The 21,608-nt window shown below is 65.7% G+C and carries 18 protein-coding genes and 1 tRNA gene; 8 read left to right on the top strand and 11 right to left on the bottom strand.

Annotated features, from left to right (window positions below):
- Window positions 1-16: 16 nt before the first annotated feature.
- The 5 genes from J2X38_RS11405 to J2X38_RS11385 all read right to left on the bottom strand — a co-directional run bounded on the left by J2X38_RS11405 (window position 17) and on the right by J2X38_RS11385 (window position 3,128).
- The gene (locus J2X38_RS11405; protein WP_310254109.1) at window positions 17-859 is read right to left on the bottom strand and encodes a TraB/GumN family protein; all 843 of its coding nucleotides are present in this window, start codon (window positions 857-859) and stop codon (window positions 17-19) included.
- 53 nt (window positions 860-912) lie between these two features.
- Window positions 913-1,854 carry a TraB/GumN family protein gene (locus tag J2X38_RS11400; protein ID WP_310254107.1) on the bottom strand — a complete coding sequence of 314 codons (942 nt, stop codon included), beginning with the start codon at window positions 1,852-1,854 and terminating at the stop codon, window positions 913-915.
- Window positions 1,855-1,919: 65 nt separating this feature from the next.
- Entirely contained in the window at window positions 1,920-2,357 is a 438-nt protein-coding gene (locus tag J2X38_RS11395) for a hypothetical protein (protein WP_058799855.1), read from the bottom strand.
- On the bottom strand, window positions 2,350-2,562 hold the full coding sequence (locus J2X38_RS11390) for a helix-turn-helix transcriptional regulator (RefSeq protein ID WP_058538277.1): 213 nt from the start codon (window positions 2,560-2,562) through the stop codon (window positions 2,350-2,352). The genes J2X38_RS11395 and J2X38_RS11390 overlap by 8 nt, the downstream gene beginning before the upstream one ends.
- Window positions 2,563-2,798: 236 nt before the next feature.
- Entirely contained in the window at window positions 2,799-3,128 is a 330-nt protein-coding gene (locus tag J2X38_RS11385) for a UrcA family protein (RefSeq protein ID WP_058538279.1), read from the bottom strand.
- Window positions 3,129-3,404: 276 nt separating this feature from the next.
- Between J2X38_RS11385 and J2X38_RS11380 the strand changes: the two genes are divergently transcribed.
- From J2X38_RS11380 to J2X38_RS11345, 8 genes are all read left to right on the top strand, one after another.
- Window positions 3,405-4,286: a glycine--tRNA ligase subunit alpha gene (locus J2X38_RS11380; protein WP_310254848.1), complete on the top strand. Its 882-nt coding sequence runs from the start codon at window positions 3,405-3,407 to the stop codon at window positions 4,284-4,286.
- Window positions 4,283-6,595: a glycine--tRNA ligase subunit beta gene (gene glyS / locus J2X38_RS11375; RefSeq protein WP_310254105.1), complete on the top strand. Its 2,313-nt coding sequence runs from the start codon at window positions 4,283-4,285 to the stop codon at window positions 6,593-6,595. Before J2X38_RS11380 ends, glyS begins: the two co-directional genes overlap by 4 nt.
- Before the next feature lie 27 nt (window positions 6,596-6,622).
- Window positions 6,623-7,084 carry a hypothetical protein gene (locus tag J2X38_RS11370; RefSeq protein WP_310254103.1) on the top strand — a complete coding sequence of 154 codons (462 nt, stop codon included), beginning with the start codon at window positions 6,623-6,625 and terminating at the stop codon, window positions 7,082-7,084.
- An 87-nt stretch (window positions 7,085-7,171) separates the two neighbouring features.
- Window positions 7,172-9,832: a pyruvate, phosphate dikinase gene (gene ppdK / locus J2X38_RS11365; RefSeq protein ID WP_310254845.1), complete on the top strand. Its 2,661-nt coding sequence runs from the start codon at window positions 7,172-7,174 to the stop codon at window positions 9,830-9,832.
- A gap of 105 nt (window positions 9,833-9,937) precedes the next feature.
- Window positions 9,938-10,513 carry a DUF1214 domain-containing protein gene (locus J2X38_RS11360; protein WP_310254101.1) on the top strand — a complete coding sequence of 192 codons (576 nt, stop codon included), beginning with the start codon at window positions 9,938-9,940 and terminating at the stop codon, window positions 10,511-10,513.
- A gap of 1 nt (window position 10,514) precedes the next feature.
- Entirely contained in the window at window positions 10,515-11,042 is a 528-nt protein-coding gene (locus J2X38_RS11355; protein ID WP_310254099.1) for a DUF1254 domain-containing protein, read from the top strand.
- 44 nt (window positions 11,043-11,086) lie between these two features.
- Window positions 11,087-11,163: transfer RNA gene (locus tag J2X38_RS11350), tRNA-Arg, on the top strand.
- A 195-nt stretch (window positions 11,164-11,358) separates the two neighbouring features.
- A complete protein-coding gene (locus J2X38_RS11345) occupies window positions 11,359-12,846 on the top strand; it encodes a CHAD domain-containing protein (RefSeq protein WP_310254097.1) in 1,488 nt (495 codons plus the stop codon).
- Window positions 12,847-12,911: 65 nt separating this feature from the next.
- Here the strand turns inward: J2X38_RS11345 and cobA are convergent, their stop codons facing one another.
- Genes cobA through J2X38_RS11315 form a run of 6 tightly spaced genes read right to left on the bottom strand, consistent with a single transcriptional unit; the run spans window position 12,912 to window position 21,534 of the window.
- Window positions 12,912-13,691, bottom strand: a complete 780-nt coding sequence (cobA, locus tag J2X38_RS11340; RefSeq protein WP_310254095.1) for a uroporphyrinogen-III C-methyltransferase — start codon at window positions 13,689-13,691, stop codon at window positions 12,912-12,914.
- Window positions 13,681-16,278, bottom strand: coding sequence for a molybdopterin-dependent oxidoreductase (locus tag J2X38_RS11335; protein ID WP_310254093.1), 2,598 nt, complete (start codon window positions 16,276-16,278; stop codon window positions 13,681-13,683). The genes cobA and J2X38_RS11335 overlap by 11 nt, the downstream gene beginning before the upstream one ends.
- Window positions 16,278-16,619 (bottom strand): nitrite reductase small subunit NirD, encoded by a 342-nt coding sequence (nirD, locus tag J2X38_RS11330; RefSeq protein WP_310254092.1) that lies wholly within the window; start codon window positions 16,617-16,619, stop codon window positions 16,278-16,280. The genes J2X38_RS11335 and nirD overlap by 1 nt, the downstream gene beginning before the upstream one ends.
- Window positions 16,616-19,093, bottom strand: coding sequence for a nitrite reductase large subunit NirB (gene nirB / locus J2X38_RS11325; protein ID WP_310254090.1), 2,478 nt, complete (start codon window positions 19,091-19,093; stop codon window positions 16,616-16,618). Before nirB ends, nirD begins: the two co-directional genes overlap by 4 nt.
- Window positions 19,093-20,295, bottom strand: coding sequence for a hypothetical protein (locus J2X38_RS11320; protein ID WP_310254089.1), 1,203 nt, complete (start codon window positions 20,293-20,295; stop codon window positions 19,093-19,095). The genes nirB and J2X38_RS11320 overlap by 1 nt, the downstream gene beginning before the upstream one ends.
- A gap of 3 nt (window positions 20,296-20,298) precedes the next feature.
- Window positions 20,299-21,534 (bottom strand): nitrate/nitrite transporter, encoded by a 1,236-nt coding sequence (locus J2X38_RS11315; protein ID WP_310254087.1) that lies wholly within the window; start codon window positions 21,532-21,534, stop codon window positions 20,299-20,301.
- Window positions 21,535-21,608: the final 74 nt, after the last annotated feature.

The raw sequence follows: 21,608 nt of genomic DNA, 5'->3' as shown, positions 1-21,608 counted from the left end.
GCAAGCGCGACGGCGCCTATTGCACCCGCGTCACCTTCAGCCCGTCCGCTTCGAGCATCGCGGGCACGCCGTCGGCCCCGACAAGATGCCCCGCGCCAACCGCCATCAGCACCGTGCCAGGTTGTTCCAGCCGCTTTTGCACCCACGCGCTCCAGCGCCGGTTGCGGTCGGTGATGATCGCCTTGCGCGCCGCCGGTACGGCATCGACATCCTCGTTGATGACCTTTTCCAATGCTGCGACATCGCCGCGGCCCCACGCCGCGGTCAGGGCGCCGACGTCTTTTGCCGCGTCGCCCGATTTTTGGGCGGAGCGAGTCAGGAGCGTGCGCTGCGTCGTCGGGTCGAGCGTTTCGAACAGCATCAGTTGCTCGCGTGCCGTCTCCAGCCCGCCGATCGGCTTTCGGGCGTCCTTGAACTGCCGGGTGAGGCGCGTTTCCACGCCGTCGGAGGAATCGAGTTCGGCATTCTGCGCCACGCGCTGGCCCATCAATACCATCACCGCCCAATCGTCGAGCGTGTCGCCGCCGAAATCGCCGCCGCTCGCCTCCAGGGCCCGATAGCCGGCGAGTGCCTGCGGCGGCAGCCGTTTCTCCATCGCGAGCGGAGCGGTCCGGGGTGCGAGCGCCTGGAAAACGGCGCCCGCCTTCGCCAGTTCGGCGGGCGACAATTCCATCACCAGTTCGTCAGCCGTCCCGACCGCCTCGGCGACCTTGCCGCCTTTCCAGTCGGTGCCGCGCGGCAGGGCGTGCATCGCGCCCAGCATATAGATTTTTGTATCATCGTCGGCGACCAGCCACATCGCGGGCCGCGCCTGCCGTGCCGGCTCCGCGGTGCCGCAGCCCATGAGCAGGCACGGCAAAAGGGCCGCCGCAAGGCGGCGACCCCGTTGATGCGAAGGGCGGGCTGTTCCCCTCAATATTTGACCCGCTTGGCGACGAGGCCGCGGGCCTTGAGATAATCCTGGACGCTCTTGTCGCCCGCGAGATGGCCCGCGCCGACCGCGACGAACACGGTGCCCGGCTGATCCATCCGTGCTTTCAGCTGATCGGCCCAGCGGGCGTTGCGATCCCACAGCAGCGTCGCGGCGAGTTCGGGCGTTTCGGCCAGGCTTTCGTTCATCGTCACGGCCAGCGCGTCGGGATCGCCCTTCGCCCACTGCGCGACCATCTTGTCGAGTTGCGGCCCCAGCTTGTCGAGATCCTTCACCACCGAATTCAGGAAGGCGATCTGCTGCGTTTCGGGCAGCGCATCGAAAAAGCCCAGCTGCTGGCTCAGCGTTTCAAGGCCCGCCACCGGCTTGCCGGATTTTTTGGCCGAGGCCGTCAACAGCTTTTCGACGCCCTGTTCGGGATCATAGCCGAGCTTGGTGAGCGGCAGGACCGACAGGGTGATCGCGGGAAACCAGGGTTCGAACATGTCGAACTGCGCCGGCGCGATGCCAAGGCCTGCCAGCGCGGCTTGATACGCCTTGAGCTGCTCGGCATCGAGGCGCGACGAAAGCGTCTTGCCGCTCTGGTCGATCGCCAGCGGCATCATTTCCTTCGCCATCGCCGCCTGGTCGTCGGGCATCACCATTTCAAGCATCAGCTCGTCCGATTTGTCGAATGCCGTCTTCACCGCTTCGTCGAACCAGCCGAGGCCGGGTTTCAGCACATGGACCGTGCCGAAGAGATAGATCGTCGTGTCCTTGTCCTTGACGACCCATAGCGCCGGATCGGCGTCGGTCGTCGTGGGGGACGTTGCGGGTGCCGCCGCCGCGGCCGGCTGGGCGGCATGGGCGGCCGGGAGCATCGCGGACGCCGAGAAGGCGGCGATCGCGCACGTGGTGGCAAGCTTCTTCAACCAGGTTTTCATCGGGAAATCACTTTCGTTACGGGCGCTTATGGCCGGATCGAACAGGGAAGGGGAGTGAAAAATATTCAGCGGTATTTAAGCCACAGCCAGACGATCGCGTTGACCGCGAGTGCGCCAAGGAACAGCAGCATGACATCGGGCGCGGGGGCAAGGCTGGCGCGGTGGAGCACCCACCACGTCGGTGCCGCGAGCGTCAGCGTATACCACGCCGCGGTGCCGGCCCACAGATACGCCCGCTCCTCGTGATCGTCGACCGAGCGATGATAGAGGATCAGCGAGATCGCCATGCCGACGACCCACACGATCGACGAACCGATCGCGAAATTGGCCGGCAGCGCCGAATTGCTCAGCAGCGCGAGCCCGATCGTCGCGCCGTCGGTCTGGGTCATCTGCATCCAGGCGCCCAGGACGCCGCCGAACGCGCCGGCCAGGCCGAGCGCAGTCCAGTAACGCTTGCGCCGCGGCGACATCGGACGCTTGGCAGGCTTGCTTGCATCACTCATCGTCGCCTCCTTCGAAACCATCATCAAAAATCTCCTCGATCGGCATGTCGAACAGCCGCGCAAGCTTGAAGGCGAGCGGCAGCGACGGGTCATATTTCCCCGTTTCGATCGCATTCACCGCCTGCCGCGAGACATCGAGCCGGTCGGCGAGTTCCGCCTGGCTCCAGTTCCGCATCGCGCGCAGCACTTTCAATTTATTGTTCATCGGCGCCTCGCCAGCATTTCCGTCCGAAGGATCATGGCCTTCCCATAGCGCATCAAAATGTCGGGGAAGGGAAATTTTGTCCGGTCCTTCGGGATGGCCGGGATTGGGGGCGACAGGGTCGGTCGACATTCGCGGGGACAAGAGACTGGAGCGCCGTCACATGGAGGGCGCTCCAGCCCAGGTCGCCAGCCGTCACCGGGGAGGCACGGCGCGAGCGAAGCCATCATTTCCGTCGCTTATCGCGCGGCGCTGATCATCAGCAGCGCGAGCTGGGTGCCGTTCTGTGCGCGGGCGATCGCCTGCTTGGTCTGGGGCTCAACGTGGGCAAGGACGTTCGAAAGGCATGCCGACTGGCGCGCATTTTCCGCAGCGCCGCGAAGGCCGGTGTAGCAGAGGCTGCGCGCGGCGCTCTTCAATCGGGTGTCGAGGCGCTCGCGATCCGCCGTGTGGGTCAGGTTCAGATCGTCGATGCGGACTTCGACGGCGGGGTTTCCGGTCTCGGCGGCCATGACGGGCGCAGCAGCGGCGGTGAGCGAGAGCGCGAGGATCAGCGTGCGGGTCATCATGTCTATTCTCCTTGGATCGACTGGTTTTGGTCAGCTCAACCTGTCTTCATGTCAGGTATGCATGACTATATGTCGCGATTCGCTGACTATGTCAATAAGACCTTACAAAAAGTTTTGGAGACCTGACTAAGTCGCGCATTTTCGCGCCGTGACGAACGGCGGGGAGCCTTGACCATCCGCCGCCGCTGCGCCAATGCGGCGACGATTTTTTGCACCTGCGAAGGAATACCGGCAGTGGCCGACGGGGCGGACAAGACACCACTCAGTTTTCAGGACATGATCCTGACGCTGCACGCCTATTGGGCGGCGCGCGGTTGCGCGATTTTGCAGCCTTACGACATGCGCGTCGGGGCCGGGACCTTTCACCCGTCGACGACGCTGCGCAGCCTCGGCCCCGAGCCGTGGAACGTCGCCTACGTCCAGCCGAGCCGCCGCCCGACCGATGGCCGTTATGGCGAGAACCCGAACAGGCTGCAGCATTATTATCAATATCAGGTGATCCTGAAACCGTCGCCCGCCGACCTGCAGGAACAATATCTGGGCAGCCTCGCCGCGATCGGCATCGACCCGCTGCTCCACGATATCCGCTTCGTCGAGGACGACTGGGAATCGCCGACGCTCGGCGCCTGGGGATTGGGCTGGGAAGTCTGGTGCGACGGGATGGAAGTCACCCAGTTCACTTACTTCCAGCAAATGGGCGGTTTCGACTGCAAGCCCGTCGCGGGCGAGCTCACCTACGGGCTCGAACGCCTCGCCATGTATATCCAGAATGTCGACAATGTGTACGACCTGCGCTTTTCCGACGCGGTGGGCGAGGTTGCCGCGGTCAGCTATGGCGACGTGTTCCTCGAGAATGAAAAGCAGTTCTCGAAATGGAATTTCGAGGTCGCCGACACCGACACCTTGTTCGCGGGCTTCAAGGCGGCCGAGGCCGAATGCCAGCGCGCGATCGAGGCTGGCGTTCCGCTCGCGGCTTATGATCAGGCGATCGAGGCGAGCCACCTGTTCAACCTGCTCCAGGCGCGCGGCGTAATCAGCGTGCAGGAACGCGCAAATTATATGGCGCGCGTCCGCGACCTCGCAAAGGGCAGCTGCAAGGCGTGGATCGACAGCCAGTCCGAACGCTGGACCCAAAAATATCCGGGGTGGACGCTGTGACCGACTTTCTTCTCGAACTGCGCAGCGAGGAAATCCCGGCGCGGATGCAGGCCGGCGCGCGCGCCGAACTGGAAAAGCTGTTCCGTGCGCAATTGAGCGCCGCGGGCCTCGAAACGGGCGACCTCACCATCTGGTCGACCCCGCGCCGCCTCGCGCTGATCGCCCGCGATCTGCCCGAAGCGACCGCCGCGGTCAGCGAGGAACTCAAGGGCCCGCGCAGCAGCGCGCCGCCGCAGGCGCTCGAGGGTTTCCTTCGCAAGACCGGCCTGACGCAGGATCAGCTCGAAGACCGCGACGGCGTGTATTTCGCCGTCATCGACAAACCCGGCCGCGCGACCGCCGAGGTGCTCGCCGAGGCGATCCCCGCAATCGTCCGCGCCTTCGCCTGGCCGAAGTCGATGCGCTGGGGCAAGGAAAGCGCGAGCAGCGAGAGCCTGCGCTGGGTCCGCCCGCTGTCGGGCATCGTCGCGATCTTCGGCGAAGACCTTGTTGCGTGTGAAGTTAGCGGGATTTCCGCCGGTTTCGCGACGCGCGGCCACCGCTTCCACTGCCCGGGCGAGATCACGATCGGTTCGGCATCGGACTATGCCGAGAAGCTGCGCGCGTGCCACGTCATCGTCGACCATGAGGAGCGCCAGTCGATCATCCGCGACGGCGCCGCCAAGGCCGCGGCCGACGCCGGGCTGACGCTCGTCGAGGACGAGGGACTCGTGATCGAGAATGCCGGCCTCACCGAATGGCCGGTGCCCTTGCTCGGCCGCTTCGACGAAGCGTTTCTGGAAGTGCCGCCCGAGGTTATCCAGCTGACCGCGCGCGTGAACCAGAAATATTTCGTCGTGAACGGCGCGGGCGGCAAGCTCGCCAACGGCTTCGTCTGCACCGCGAACATCGACGCGGTCGACGGCGGCGCGGAGATCGTCGCCGGCAACCGCAAGGTCCTCGCCGCGCGCCTGTCCGACGCGCGCCATTTCTGGCTGGAGGATCAGTTCCATCGCGATGTGGGCGGCTTGATCGACCCGTCGAACCGAAAGACGCTCGAAGAGCACGCTCAGAAGCTGAAGAACATCACCTTCCACGAAAAACTGGGCACCGTCGCCGACAAGGTCGAGCGTGTCGCTAAGATCACGGAAACGATGGGTAAGGAAAATCTGGTCCCGGGCTCCGATGCGCAGCGTGGCAAACGAGCGGCCGAGCTTGCGAAAGCGGACTTGGTGACCGAGATGGTTGGCGAGTTCCCTGAATTGCAAGGGCTAATGGGTGGCTATTACGCCGCATCGGAAGGCTTGGGTGAGGTAATCACCAATGCCATTCGAGACCAATACAAACCCGTCGGCCAAGGCGACGAGGTTCCCAATGCTCCCGTGACGATCGCGCTTTCCATGGCCGAGCGGCTAGACACCCTGGTCAGTTTCTTTGCGATTGAGGAACGGCCGACGGGCTCTAAAGATCCATTTGCATTGCGGCGAGCGGGCATCGGATTGTGTTCGTTGATCCAAGCGAACGGATTGCGAATAAATCTACAAAAAATGCTTCATTACGCTGCACTTGGACTGAATGTTCAGGCGCTTAATAAGGTCATTGGCGAGATCGAAAAGCGCTATGGCGAGGCTATCAATCCTTTCAGTGGGGAAATGGATTTCTCCGCAGAAAACAACGCAGTTACCTTTAGGGGGGTCGTGTTCGAGCTTCCGGAGGATGTTCGCGCTCCGCTGGCGCTCGTTGAGAAAATTGACAATCGTGCGGAGGAAATCGCTTCTCAGGTGTTTGCATTCCTCATCGATCGCCTCAAGGTTCAGCAACGTGAAGCGGGCGTCCGTCACGACCTGATCGACGCTGTGTTCGCGCTCGGCGGCGAAGATGATCTTGTCCGGCTCCTCGCACGCGTGAAGGCGCTGCAGGCGTTCATGGCGACCGAGGACGGCGCGAACTTGCTCGCGGGCTACAAGCGTGCGGCGAATATATTGAAGCAGGCGGGCAAAGATGCCGTCATCCCAGCGAAAGCTGGGATCGCTGGCGATGGTGAACCGACGATAGCGGCCCCAGCTTTCGCTGGGGCGACGGATGTGGATAAGGCCCTGCTCGCCGCGCTCGATGCCGCCGAGCCCGCGGCGTCCGCCGCGGTCGCCGAGGAACGCTTCACCGACGCGATGGCCGCACTCGCCTCGCTTCGCGCCCCGATCGATGCTTTCTTCGACGGCGTGATGGTCAACGACCCCGACGAGGCGGTCCGCGCTTATCGGCTCGGTCTGCTGTCGCGCTTCACCGGCGCGGTGCACGGCGTCGCCGATTTCTCGAAGATCGAGGGATAGGCGCGGCTGCGCGCGGGAAGGGGTGCCATGAACGAATCGCATCTCGTCTGGATTTTTGCGGTCGGTTTTCCGCTGTTCTTCGTCGCGATGTGGCTGCTCGTCACGCGCGTCCTGTCGTTCGTGGGATGGTCGAAATATCTGCCCGCCTTTGCGTGGGATCGCCCGATCCCCGCCGATGCGCGGCGCTTTTCGTGGGCGACGATGGTCATCGGGCGCTTTCCGGGCGGCGTCAGTTACAAGAATGCGATGAACGTCTGGCTCGACCAGCGCGGCATCTATCTTCGCCCGCCCGTCTTCTTTCGGATGTTTCACCCGCCGCTGCACATTGGCTGGGACCAGATCGCGGCGATCGAGCCGCGCAAGACGCTGTGGATCAAAGCCTGGTCGCTCGCCTTTCGCCGCGACGTACCGATTTTGACCTTCGGCGGCGGCGCGGGGCAGGCAATTTTTGATCATTGGCAGGCCCGTCATGGAGGCAGGCCAGCCTGACACCGCTAAAGCAAAACTGAGTCGACCCGGTTGCGGTTCGACCCTATTCCCCCGCCCACCTCCTCCCCGGGGCAGCAGGAGCATATGATGACGAATATGGTGCATTTGTTCGGCGGCGCGGCCACGACGGCCGAACGCTCGAAGGAATTGCTGGGCGGCAAAGGGTCGAACCTTGCCGAAATGGCCTCGATCGGCCTGCCGGTGCCCCCGGGCTTTACGATCACCACCGACGTCTGCACCGCTTATTATGCGAATGGCGAACAATTTCCTGCGGGCCTGATCGAAGAGGTCGCCGCGGGCATCGCGCATATCGAAGGCATCACCGGCAAGAAGTTCGGCGACCCCGCCGATCCTTTGCTCGTCTCGGTCCGCTCGGGCGCGCGCGTGTCGATGCCGGGGATGATGGACACCGTCCTCAACCTCGGGCTCAATGACAAGACAGTCGTGGGCCTGTCCGACGCGTCGGGCGACCCGCGCTTCGCGTGGGACAGCTATCGCCGCTTCGTCCAGATGTACGCCGACGTCGTCATGGGGCTCGACCATGCCGAGTTCGAGGAAGCACTGGAAATCGCCAAGGAAGACAAAGGCTTCTACCTCGATACCGAGATGTCGGCTGAAGACTGGCAGGCGCTCGTCAAGGAATATCAGGCGATCGTCGAGCGCGAGACCGGCGCGCCCTTCCCGCAGGAACCGAACGACCAGCTGTGGGGCGCGGTCGGCGCGGTGTTCGCGAGCTGGGAAAGCGACCGCGCGAAAGTCTATCGCCGCCTGAATTCGATCCCCGCCGAATGGGGCACCGCGGTCAATATCCAGGCGATGGTGTTCGGCAATATGGGCGACACCTCGGCGACGGGCGTCGCGTTCACGCGCGACCCGGCGACCGGCGAGCGCGCATGGTACGGCGAATGGCTGATCAACGCGCAGGGCGAAGACGTCGTCGCGGGCATCCGCACGCCGCAATATCTCACGAAAATCGCGCGCGAAAAGGCGGGCGCTAAACCGGCGTCGATGGAAGAGGCGATGCCCGAGACCTTCACCGAGCTCGGCCGCGTCTTCGACACGCTCGAGACGCATTATCGCGACATGCAGGACATCGAGTTCACCGTCGAACGCGGGACGCTGTGGATGCTGCAGACGCGTTCGGGCAAGCGCACCGCGAAGGCGGCGCTCAAGATCGCGGTCGATATGGCCGCCGAAGGGCTGATCACCGAAGAAGAAGCCGTCGGCCGCGTCGATCCGGGCGCGCTCGACCAGCTTCTCCACCCGACGCTCGACCCGAAGGCGCCGCGCGACGTGCTGACCAAGGGGCTTCCCGCAAGCCCCGGCGCGGCGTCGGGCAAGATCATGTTCACCGCTGATGGCGCTGAAAAGGCAGCCGAAATGGGCGAAGCCGTGATCCTCGTCCGCGTCGAAACTTCGCCCGAAGATATTCACGGCATGCACGCCGCAAAGGGCATCCTGACCGCGCGCGGCGGCATGACGTCACACGCCGCGGTGGTCGCCCGCGGCATGGGCCGTCCCTGCGTCTCGGGCGCCGGCGGGCTGTCGATCGACGGCGCGGCGCGCATCCTGCGCGTCGGCGGGCGCGAGCTGCGCGAAGGCGATATCCTGACGCTCGACGGGTCGACCGGCGAAGTGATGGCGGGCGAGGTCCCGACCTTGCTTCCCGAACTGGTCGGCGACTTCGGCACGCTGATGGTATGGGCCGACAAGGTCCGCCGCATGAAGGTGCGCGCCAACGCCGAAACCCCGCAAGATGCGCAGGTCGCGCGCGATTTTGGCGCCGAGGGCATTGGCCTCTGCCGCACCGAACATATGTTCTTCGACGCCGCGCGCATCACCGCGGTGCGCGAGATGATCCTCGCCGACAGCGAAGCCGGCCGCCGCGCCGCGCTCGCCAAGCTGCTCCCTGAACAGCGCGGCGACTTTGCCGCGATCTTCGGTGTGATGGCGGGGCTGCCGGTCACGATCCGCCTGCTCGACCCGCCGCTCCACGAATTCCTGCCGACACGCGAAGAGGATTTCGCCGATGTCGCCGAAGCTGCGGGCGTGGGCATCGAGGCATTGAAGGCACGCGCCAACGAACTCCATGAATTCAACCCGATGCTCGGCCATCGCGGCTGTCGTCTGGGCGTCACCTACCCCGAAATCTACGAGATGCAGGCGCGCGCGATCTTCGAGGCGGCGTGCGACGTCGCCGCCGAAACCGGCGCTGCGCCGATCCCCGAGGTGATGATCCCGCTTGTCGCGACGCGCCGCGAATTCGACCTGATGAAGGCCGTCGTCGATGCGCAGGCGAAGGCGGTGTTCGCCGAAAAGGGCCGCGAGATCGCCTATCTCGTCGGTACGATGATCGAGCTGCCGCGCGCCGCGCTGATGGCGGGCGAGATCGCCGAGAGCGCCGAATTCTTCAGCTTCGGCACCAACGACCTCACGCAGACGACGATCGGCATCAGCCGCGACGACGCGGGTCGCTTCCTGACGCAATATGTCGACAAGGGCATCTTCCTGACCGACCCGTTCGTCAGCCTCGATGTCGAGGGCGTCGGGCAGCTGATCGAGATCGCCGCCGATCGCGGCCGCAAGACGCGCCCCGACGTCAAGCTCGGTATCTGCGGCGAGCATGGCGGCGATGCGCCGAGCATCCATTTCTGCGAAAAGACGGGTCTCGACTATGTCAGCGCCTCGCCTTACCGTGTCCCCATCGCCCGGCTCGCGGCCGCTCAGGCTGCGCTGAAGCGGGGGTAATTCCTAACTTCGTCATCCCGGCGAAGGCCGGGATCTCACCCTCGCGTCATCATGCAATGGCGAGACCCCGGCCTTCGCCGGGGTGACGACGAAGGGGGAACGCGCATGAAGGGCTGGCACCGCTATACGATCACCTTGGTGGGCGGATTGGCGGTGGGGCTCGGCGCGGCCTGGGCCATAACCGGCGGCGGCCTCAGTGGCGGCGCGATCGTCAACGGCCCGTGGACGACCTCGCTCGGCTTTGGCACCAAGGCAACCGATCCGGTGACCCGCGCGGCCGTGGCACGCGCAGGTCTGCTTGCGCTCCCCGCAAAGGAAACCGTCTATTGGTCGGCGAAGACCGACGCCGCGGGCGCGCCGCTCGACGGCAATTGCCGCTACAGCTTGTCGGGGACGCCGCTCGACGCGCGGTGGTGGAGTGTCACCATCTACGACGCGGCGGGCTATCTGGTCGCCAATCCGGCGAACATCTGGTCGGTGAACGGCGCCAATGTCGCGCTCGATGCCAAGGGCGAATGGCGCGTCACCATCGCGCCGGCGAAACCCGCTGCCGGCGCGTGGCTGCCCGGAACCAAGGGCCAGCGCTTTCACCTGACCCTGCGCATGTACAACCCCGGTCAAGCGTTTCGCGCCGAGCCCGGGAAAGCGTCGCTTCCGCAAATCGTGAAGGAGGGCTGCTGAGATGCGCAACTGGCTCGGCCCGCTCGCCTTCGGCCTGATCGTCGCGGTGGCCACCGCCTATGCGGCGATCTGGGCGATTCCCTATGGCCTGATGAATGTCGCGATCGATCGGCTGGGGCAGGGCGGCGTCAACACCATGTCCTATGGCAACCTCGCGACGCCCGAGCGCCAGCCGGTCGTGCGGCCGAGCCCCGACCTCGCTTATTCGAGCTGTCCTTATGACCTTTCGGGCGGTCCGATCGCGATCGACGTCGCGCCGGTTCCGGGCCGCTATACATCGCTCAGCATCTTTGACGCCGCGACCGACGTCATTTTCGTGCGCAACGATGTCGAGGCGGGCGGCAAGCCGTTTCGAATCATCGTCGCGCGCGCGGGACAGGCCGTGCCCAAAGGCGCCGAAATCGTCCGCACGGACCATGATCATGGCATCGCGCTGATCCGTCTTTTGCTGAAAGAGCCCGCGGAAATCGGCGGGCTCGACGCGATCCGCCGCCAATCGTCGTGCGGAACGGTCACAAAGCTGAAATAGGGGGTTGCGCCCCCGCGCGACGGGTCTTAAAGGCGCCTCTCCACGCACCCGTAGCTCAGCTGGATAGAGCATCAGACTACGAATCTGAGGGTCGGACGTTCGAATCGTTCCGGGTGCGCCATTTCCTTCCTGCCATGGTCCGATGCTGTCGGATGAGCGGGTTTTCCCATATCCTTGCACGACGAAACGGGCTTCAGGCGAGCGGCCGTGCCCGATCTTTCAGCTGGCCGCATATTGCGATAAACAGGCTGCTTATCGCCGGATCGTCAAATTTTCAGGATAGGTCCGATATGCGGCGTCCGTTGCGCACGCGAAGGTGACGATCGAACCGATCTTTCCGGAGAATATGCAGATGGCGGACGAGGTCGAGCTGAAACTCGAAATTGCGAGCGAAGACGCCGGAAAATTCGAGGCGTCGGGTTTGTTGGCGGGCGCCCCCAAAAAGATGCGGCAGATATCGACCTATTTCGACACGCCCGATCATGACGTTGCGAACGCGGGCTTTTCGCTTCGTATCCGCCGTTCGGGCAAGAAGCGTGTCCAGACAATCAAGGCGGACGGCGGCAGTGCTGCCGGTCTCTTCATCCGATCCGAATGGGAGCGCGCGGCGGAAAATGACGCACCGGTCCTCGATTTTGCCACGCCGCTTCCCTCGCTGCTCGGCGACAAGATCGATGCCATCGCGCCGGCTTTCGAGGTGGAGATCGACCGCCAGAGCTGGACCATCGACGAGGGCGGCGCAACGATCGAACTGGTGCTCGACCGCGGCGATGTCGTGGTCGGCGAGCGCCGGTCGCCGGTGTGTGAGATCGAGCTCGAGCTGAAGTCCGGCGATCGTGCCGCGCTGTTTGCTTTCGCGCGCCGGATCGACGCGGTCGTGCCGATACGCCTTGGCGTCCTCAGCAAGTCGGAGCGCGGCTATCGGCTCACCGGAGCGGCCCCGGCGCGGGTTACGGCCGAAACGGTGATACTCGCCGGCGACACGACCGCGGCACAGGCGCTTGGGCAGATCATGCAATCGTGCATCCGGCAGTTCCGGCTCAACGAGGCGCTTTTGCTCGCGAACCGGAACACCGAAGCCTTGCATCAGGCGCGCGTCGCGCTACGCCGCCTTCGATCGGCCTTCGCGATCTTCAAGCCGATGATCGGGGACGCGGGCATCGATTTGCGCACGGAATTGCGCTGGCTGGCGTCGGAACTGGGCAAGGTGCGCGATCTCGACGTGCTCCTGAAGCGTGCCGAGGGCGGACCGCTGCACGACCGGATCGCGACGATGCGTGCGGCCGCTTATGACGATGTGTGCGAAATTCTCTCGTCCGCGCGGGTGCGCCGGCTCATGCTCGAGGTGACGGCGTGGATTGCGGCGTCGGATTGGTCGGGGACGGCGGACGGTGAACGCGAAGGCAATCGACCGGCGCGGGACTTCGCCGCCCGGGCGCTCGACCGCTATCGGCGAAAGGTGAAGCGCAAGGGGCGTAATCTGGCCAGTCTCGATGACGATGCGCGGCACGAGGTGCGCAAGAGCGCGAAGAAGCTACGTTACGCAGCGGAATTCTTTGCCGGCCTGTTCGAGCGCAAGGGCGAGAAACGCCGGCACAAACGCTTCGTCAAGGCACTCGAAGCGCTGCAGGACCAGCTCGGCGCGCTCAACGATCTTGCGGCCGCCCCCAAGCTGCTGACAAGGCTTGGCATCGCGGAAAGCCCCGGCGCCGCCGAATTGATGGCACATGGCAAGAAGGGACGGCTCATCGAAACGGCCGCCGATGCGCATGAGGATTTCGTCGATACCAAGCGATTCTGGTAGTCGCGCGGTATCGGACGGGACGATCGAACGCCCCTGGTTACGAGCGCGAAGCCGCTCAATCGATGCTAAAGCGCGCTGTCGGCAGCCGTCGCACGAGCTTTTGCCGGCATGGCGAGCGCAACCGCGGCCCCGACCAGGATGAGCGTCGGGGCGTCGTTCGCCAGCGCGCGCGTGGCAAGGCCGAGCAGGTCGAGGCGCGTCGTGAGCCGCTGCTCGTCGGCGCGGCTGACGTTGCAAGCGATCATCACGGGCATACCGCCCGGCATGCCCGCGCCGATGAGGCCGCGGGCGATCTCGGGCGCCGCGTCGCGCCCCATGTAGAAGGCAAGGGTCGATCCGCAGCGGGCGAGCGAGTTCCAGTCGATGTCGAGCGCCGCGCCGCGGCGGCTGTGTGCGGTGACAAAACGGACATCGCGCGCGACGCCGCGGAGCGAGAGCGATATTTTCGCCGACGCTGCGACGGCGCTCGCCGCGGTAATGCCGGGGCAGACGAAAACGGGATAGCCCGCCATGTGCAAGGCGGCGATTTCTTCGGTCGAACGGCCGAATAGTGAAGGATCGCCGCCCTTCAGGCGCACGACGCGCTTGTCCGCCGCGGCGGCGGCCACCAGCAGAGCGTCGATCTCCTGCTGGTTCTTCGAATGGCGACCCGAACGCTTGCCGACGCTCATGCGTTCGACGCCCGGCGGGATGAGGTCGAGAACGGCGGGGCCGACAAGCGCGTCGTGGAATATGATGTCGGCGCATTCGATGAGGCGGATCGCCTTGCGCGTCAAAAGGTCGGGGTCGCCGGGGCCGGCACCCACGAGCCAGACCGTGCCGGGCGGAAAATCGTCAGGCTGCATCGCTCGTCTCCTCTGCCAATATGCGGACGAGCGCCGGGCGGCACGATCCGCAGTTGGTTCCCGCGCCGATTGCGCCGCCGATCGCGGCGACGTCGGCAAGCTGCTGGTCGCGGATGGCCGAGGCGATCGTCTTCAATCCGATATCGAAGCAGACGCAGATGATTGGACCGCGGTCGGCCTGGACGCCCGGCGCCCGGCCGGCGAGCAGCGTCGGCGCGACGTCAGGGGCCGAAAGCTGCGCGATCAGCCAGTCGCGCGGGGGAAGCTCGCCGCTTTCGGTCACGAAGAGCGCGCCGGCGAGACGCCCCCCAGTGACGACCGCGACGCGGCGTGTTCCGCGCGCGCTGTCCTGCGCTTCGATCCGTTCGCCGCGCGGGAGCAGCGCTTCGATGCGCTTGAGGTCGCCGTTGCCGGCGAGTTCCCAGAGCACCCCCGCGGGCACCGCGACGCGGGTCGCCCACAGGCAGGCGGGCCGTTCGTCGAGTTCGTTCGCGAGCAACAGGAAACCGCGCCATTTCGTCGCGACCGGCGCGATCGCGGCGGGGGTGCGTTTGAAGCCCGGCTGCCCCGACACGGGGTCGACGAGCGGGCGCGGGAGGAGCCCGGTGCGACCGCCGCTCGAGGTGCGGTCGGTCCAGTGGATCGGGACGAACAACTCGCCGCGCCGCTGGCCATCCGAAACGACGATGCGATACACGCTCTCGCCCTGCGGGGTTTCGACGCGCGCGAGCCCGCCGTCGGCAAGCCCGAGCCGCGCGGCGTCATCGGGATGCACCTCGACCAGCGGCTCCTCGCGATGACGCGCAAGCTTTGGCGCGAGGCCGGTGCGTGTCATCGTATGCCACTGATCGCGATAGCGGCCGGTGTTGAGCGTCAACGGCCATTTCGCAAGCGGTTCGGGCAGGGGCTTTTGCGCCACCGGCACAAGCCGCGCGCGTCCGTCTGCGGTCGAAAAGCGGCCGTCGGCAAAGGTCTGATCGCCGCCCCAGCGAAAGGGCATCATGTCGTCATAGGCGGCATTGCCGCCCTGCGCGGCGCCGGGGAGCGCGAAGAGGCGCGCGCCGTCATTGTCATAGGTCGACAGGCGGCAATGCTCGCGCCAGATGTCGGCCGGACGGTCATAGCTGAAGGCGGTCTTCCAGCCCATGCGCCGCGCGACTTCCTTGATGATCCACCAATCGGGCATCGCTTCGCCGGGCAAAGGAAACAGTGCGCGCTGGCGGCTGATCGTGCGGTCGCTGTTGGTGACGGTGCCATCTTTCTCGCCCCACGCGGCGGCGGGAAGGCGGACATGCGCAAAGGCGCCGGTGTCGGTCTGTTCGATCACGTCGCTGACGACGACGAAGGGGCAGGCGGCGAGGGCTTCGCGCACGCGGTTCGCGTCCGGCATCGACACGGCGGGGTTGGTCGCCATCACCCACAACGCCTTGATGCGGCCCTCGCCGACCGCGCGGAACAGGTCGACGGCCTTCAGTCCGGGCTTCTCCGCCATCGCCGGCGCGGCCCAGAAGCGCTGGACGCGGTCGCGGTTTTCGGGCGCGAAATCCATGTGCGCGGCAAGCGTCGAGGCGAGCCCGCCGACCTCGCGCCCGCCCATCGCATTCGGCTGGCCGGTGATCGAAAAGGGCGCGGCGCCGGGCTTGCCGATGCGTCCGGTCGCGAGATGGAGGTTGGTTATCGCGTTCACCTGGTCGGTGCCCGAGGTCGACTGGTTGATCCCCTGGCTGAACATCGTCACCGTGCGCGGCGTTGCGGCGAACAGCTCGTAGAATCGCCTGAGGTCGGCGACGGGCACGTCGCACGCGCGCGCCACCGACCACAGGTCATTCCCCTCTCCAAGCTCGTCCCAGAAATTTTCGGGCACTGCGACATGCGCGGCAAGATACTCTTCGTCGATCACGCCCGCCTCGCGGCAATATTGCAGCAGGCCGTTCATCAGCGCGACATCGCTCCCCGGGCGAAGCGGAAGGTGCAGGTCGGCTTCCTCGGCGGTCTCGGTCCGGCGCGGGTCGATCACAACGAGCTTTGCGCCCGCTTCGCAACGCGCGCGGATGCGCTGATAGACGATCGGGTGGCACCAGGCGGTGTTGCTGCCGACGAGGATGATCAGGTCGGCGGCGTCGAGGTCGTTATAGGTCGCGGGGACGACATCCTCGCCAAAGGCGCGGGTGTGCCCCGCGACCGCGCTCGACATGCAAAGCCTTGAATTGGTGTCGATGTTTGCGGTGCCGATGAAGCCCTTCATCAGCTTGTTCGCGACATAATAATCCTCGGTGAGCAATTGCCCCGAGACATAGAAAGCGACGCTGTTCGGGCCGTGACGCGCGATCGTTTCCTTGAACCGCTTCGCGACGAGGTCGAGCGCCTTGCCCCAGCTCGCGCGCTTCTTGCCGATCATGGGCGTGAGCAGACGACCTTCGAGCCCGACGGTTTCGCCAAGATGCGTGCCCTTCGAGCAAAGGCGCCCACGGTTGGCGGGGTGGTCGGGATCTCCTTCGATTGTTACCGTCCGCTCGTCCGTCACCGTCGCGCGGATGCCGCAGCCGACGCCGCAATAGGCGCAGGTGGTGCGGACCGCTTCGCTCATCAGGCCGCGGCCTTCAATGTGCTCGCGCGGCAGATGAGTACCCGGCCGGCGTCGATCTTGACCGGCACCGTCGGCGTGCAGCCCTTGTCATCGCCGAGCGCCTCGCCGGTCGACAGGCTGATCCGCCAATTGTGCAAGGGGCAGGCGACCGCGCCCCCGTGGACGATGCCCTGGCTCAGCCGCCCATGCTTGTGCGGGCAGCGGTCGCGCAGCGCGAAGACCTTGCCTTCGGCGGTGCGGAAGACGGCGATATCATCGCCGCCTTCGACCTGCACCGTGCGGCTGCCGCGCACGGGGATCTGGTCGACCCAGCCGATGTCGAGCCATTCTGCGGTCGTCATGCGAGTTCCTCCTGCGGGGTGAAGCGCGCCATCGGCGCATGATGTTCGCGTTCGGCACCCTCGGCGCGCTGTGCCCACGGGTCGTCCTGCGAAAAGCTCTGGGCATAGAGGAAGCGCGCGCGCAGTGCCTCGCGGCCCGCAGGATCGTCGGCGATCCGCGCCTTCACATAATCGACCCCGACGCGTTCGATCCACGGCGCGGTACGTTCGAGGTAGCGCGCCTCCTCGCGGTAGAGCTGGATGAAGGCGGCGCAATAATCCATCGCCTCCTGCTCGGTCGCGACCTTGCAAAGCAGGTCGGTGGCACGGACATGGATGCCGCCGTTGCCGCCGACGTGCAGCTCGTAACCGCTGTCGACGCAGACGATACCGAAATCCTTGATCGTCGCCTCGGCGCAGTTACGCGGGCAGCCGGACACCGCGATCTTGAACTTGTGCGGCATCCAGCTGCCCCAGCTCATCCGCTCGATCTTCACGCCGAGTCCGGTCGAATCCTGCGTGCCGAAGCGGCACCATTCGGACCCGACGCACGTCTTCACCGTGCGGAGCGACTTGCCGTAAGCGTGGCCCGACACCATCCCGGCGGCATTGAGGTCGGCCCAGACCGCGGGCAGATCCTCCTTCTTGATTCCGAAGATGTCGAGCCGCTGGCCGCCGGTGACCTTGACCATCGGCGCATTGAACTTCTCGACGACATCGGCGATCGCGCGCAGCTCGGTCGGGTTGGTAAGCCCGCCCCACATGCGGGGGACAACCGAATAGGTGCCGTCCTTTTGGATATTGGCGTGCATCCGCTCGTTGACGAAGCGGCTCTGCTGGTCGTCGACATAGTCGCCGGGAAGCGCACAGAGCAGATAATAGTTGAGCGCCGGGCGGCACGACGAACAGCCGTCGGGGGTCGTCCAGTGCAGCTTCTGCATCACTTCGGGGATCGAGCGCATGGCCTGCGCGACGATCTCACGCCGGACGTCGTCATGGCCGAAGCTCGTGCATTTGCACATCGTCTTGGGGCCCGCCTGGACATCGTCGCCGAGCGTCAGCGCGAGGAGATTCTCGACCAGGCCGGTGCAGCTGCCGCAGCTCGCCGACGCCTTGCAGGTGCCGCGCACCGCGTCGAGGCTGTGCGCCCCCTTGGCGATGCACGACACGACCTGACCCTTGGTGACGCCGTTGCAGCCGCAGATTTCCGCATCGTCGGAAAGCGCCGCAACGGCCGCCTTAGGGTCCGCCGCGCCCCCTCCCGAGGCGAAGGACTGGCCGAAGATGAGGAGGTCGCGGAGGCCCGAGACATCCTCCTGTTTCTTGAGGAGGTCGAAATACCAGCTTCCGTCGGCGGTATCGCCATAGAGCACCGCGCCGACGATCCGGTCGTCCCTGACGATAACGCGCTTGTAGACGCCGCGGCTTGCATCGCGCAGCACGATATCCTCGCACCCGTCGCCGCCCGAGAAATCGCCCGCCGAAAAGACGTCGATCCCCGACACCTTGAGCTTGGTTGAGGTCACCGAACCGCGATAGCCTGTCGGCTGCTCGACCAGCCCATCGGCGAGGCTGCGGCACATGTCCCACAGCGGCGCGACTAGGCCGTAAACCTGCCCGTCATGCTCGACGCATTCGCCGACCGCGAGGACGGCGGGATCGCTGGTCACCATATGGTCGTCGACCTGGATGCCGCGCCCGACCGCGAGTCCGGCGTCGCGGGCAAGCGCGACCGAGGGACGGATGCCGACCGCCATCACGACGAGGCTGGCGGGGATCAGCGTTCCGTCCTTGAGTTTCACCCCCTCGACCTTGCCGTCGCCGACGATCTCGGCGGTGTCGGCGCCGGTCAGGATCGTCTGGCCGCGGCCTTCCAATGCCTGCTTGAGCAGCCAGCCAGCCGCCTCGTCGAGCTGGCGTTCCATCAAGGTCGGCATCAGGTGGATGACGGTGACCTTCATCCCGCGGAGCGAAAGCCCGTGCGCGGCTTCGAGCCCGAGCAGCCCGCCGCCGATGACGACCGCATCGCCGCCCGCATCCGCGGCCGCGAGCATTGTGTCGACATCGTCCATGTCGCGAAACGCGATCACCCCGGGCAGGTCCTTGCCCGGCACCGGGATGATGAAGGGATCGGAGCCGGTCGCGATCAGCAGCCGGTCATAGCTTTCGGTCGAGCCGCCGCGCGTCGTTACCGTCTTCGCGGCGCGGTCGATCTGCGCGACCGGATCGCCAGCGACCAGCGCAATGCCGTTCGCCGCATACCATTCGGCATCGTTGATGACGATGTCGTCGAAGCTCTTCTCGCCCGCGAGCACGGGGGACAGCATGATGCGGTTGTAATTGACGCGCGGCTCGGCGCCGAAGATCGTCACGCGGTAGCGCGCCGGATCGCGCGCGAGCAATTCCTCGACCGCGCGGCATCCGGCCATGCCGTTGCCGATGACGACCAGATGGTCGCGCGTGTCGGCGTCGGTCTTGATGGGGCGGTGTTCCATTAAATCGTCCAGTCCAGTTGCAGCCAGAATTTATCGGTATCGGTGGCGAAGGTGTCGGGGTTGTAGTGAGCGTAGCGGGCGGCCGCGGTGACCTTGCCGAGCTTTGCGCTCGCGAGCAGGTTGATCTCGTCGCCATAGGAGCGGCTCGCGCGGTCGCTTCGATAGTCGTGGTACGCGGCTTGCAGCGTGACGGCCTTGAGCGGACCGACCGCCTTCCAGCTCCACCCTGCGTTCGCATACAGGTCGCGCACCCCGTCAGGCGGGGTGGTGAGGAATCTGTCGGCCCAGCCCTGAAATTTGAAACCCGTCGCGAGCGGAGTCTGGAAGCTGGTAAGTGCCGTGCCGTCGTCGGCGCCGAGTATTTCATACCCGACGCCGACCCAGGGGCCTCCAAGATCGACCGCGACGTCGGCGAGATAATAGTCCGCCGCATAATTGTTGGGATTGTGGTGCCAGTCCGACTGGCGTGCGTAGCTGAGCTGATATGCGAGCTTCGCCTTGCCGAGCGGCTGGGTTCCGTCGAGGCGCACGCCATAGCTCTGGCTCGACAGGCGAAAACCCTGCATTGCCGCCTCGTCCTGATCGATGAGGTAGGCAAAGGTCGAGAGTTTGCCGATCGGGGTCTGGGTGCTGAGGTTGCCGAAGACATTGTCGCCCGACACCGCCTGTTGCCGCGGCCCGGTGCCGTCGATGCCCCAGATCGTCCGCACGCTCCACGCATAGGCGAGGTCGGCCTTCACGCCCTTTAGAGGCGTGATCTCGGCCCGCACCGCGTCGAAGCTCTGGCCGTTCTGGCGAAAGCCGACGCTGCCGACGAAACGCTCGTCGTCGAAGCCGAGCCGCTGGCGCCCCGCGGTGAGCGCGAAGACGGGCGACGCATAGCGGATTTGCGCGCGGGTGAGGGCTATATTGTCGGGATCGGCGATCAGCGGGCGCGTCGCGGCGCCGTGGAGACCGTCGAAATAGTCGTCGACGATCGCGAGGTTGCCTTGCCCTTCGACCAGCGTCGACCAGCTGCCCGCCTTGGCCTCGACCCCGGCGCGGACGCGGAGCGTCAGGGCTTCGGCGTCGGCGGGCAGGCCGTCCTGATCGACCTGCTCATAGCGCAGGCGCGCTTCGCCTATCGGCTTCAGGACGATATCCTGTGCCTGCGCGACCCCGGCGGGCGCGAGCGTGGCCAGGAAGATGAGGGTGCGGGTCATCGATCAGATCCGCACGCCTTCGGCCGCGCCCCAGGTCCGGCGCCACTGGCCCTTGACGAACATCAGTGCGACGAGGGCGACCACCGCAAGGCCGGCGAAGATATAGAAACCGGGGGCGAAGGTGCCCGCCCATTGCTTGGCGAAGCCGAGCGAGGAGGCGAGGTAGAAACCGCCGACCCCGCCCGCCATGCCGACAAGCCCGGTCATTACGCCGATTTCGGCCGAAAAGCGCTGCGGCACGAGCTGGAAGACCGAGCCATTCCCGGTGCCGAGCGCGAGCATCGCGATCACGAACAGGCCGAGCGCGGCTGGCAGCGTGTCGGCCTGCGGCACCCCGGCAATCGCCAGCGCCGCGACGACGAAGACCATCATCAGCGCCTTGACCCCGCCGATCCGGTCGGCGAGCGCGCCGCCCATCGGACGCACGAGCGATCCGGCGAAGACGCAGCCCGCGGTGCAATAACCCGCCATCACCGGGGTCAGGTGGAACTGGTCGGTGAAATAGATCGGCAAGGACGCCGCGAGTCCGACGAAGCCGCCGAACGTGACCGCGTAAAAGGCCATCAGCCACCAGGCGTCGGCGGTCTTGAGCGGTTCGAAATAATGAGCCAGCTTCTTCGGTGCTGGCGCGTTCGGCGCGTCCTTCGCCATCGCGAGATAGACGAAGAAGACAATCGTCAGCGGGATGCACGCGAGGCCGAGGACGGCGTTCCAGCCGAACAGCTTGGCGAGGCCGGGTGCGAAAAGCGCGGCGAGCACAACGCCCGAATTGCCCATCCCGGCGAGGCCCATCGCTTTGCCCTGATGCTCGGGCGGATACCAGCGGCTGGCGAGGGGCAATGCGATGGCGAAACTCGCGCCCGCGAAGCCGAGGACGATGCCCAGCGCGAGCGTGCCGGCAAAACTTGAAACCCCCATCGCCCACGCGGAAAACAGCCCGGCGATGACGATGAGCTGGCTGATCGCGCCCGACCGCTTCGGCCCGATGCGGTCGACGAGCAGGCCGTTGACGACGCGGAGCAACGCGCCCGCCAGTGTCGGCACCGCAACCATCAGCCCCTTTTGCGCCGGGGTGAGCCCGAGGTCTTCAGAAATCGCGGGGGCGAGCGGCCCGAGGATGACCCACACCATGAAGGCGAGGTCGAAATAGAGAAAGGCCGCGACCAGTGTCGGCCAGTGGCCGCTGGCCCAGAAGTTCGATTTTGCGCCGGCGCCGGCGCCGCTTGTCATGTCCGTCATCGTCCGTCCCCTTGTGCGACGGGCAATAAAAAAGCCGCCAGGACGGCGGCCACGCGGGCGCATCCTGACGGCTT

Origin of the sequence: Sphingopyxis sp. BE235 (assembly GCF_031457175.1) — a bacterium.
Lineage (GTDB): Bacteria > Pseudomonadota > Alphaproteobacteria > Sphingomonadales > Sphingomonadaceae > Sphingopyxis.
The sequence above is the reverse complement of the archived record's forward strand: the minus strand, read 5'-3'. Positions and strand labels throughout refer to the sequence as shown.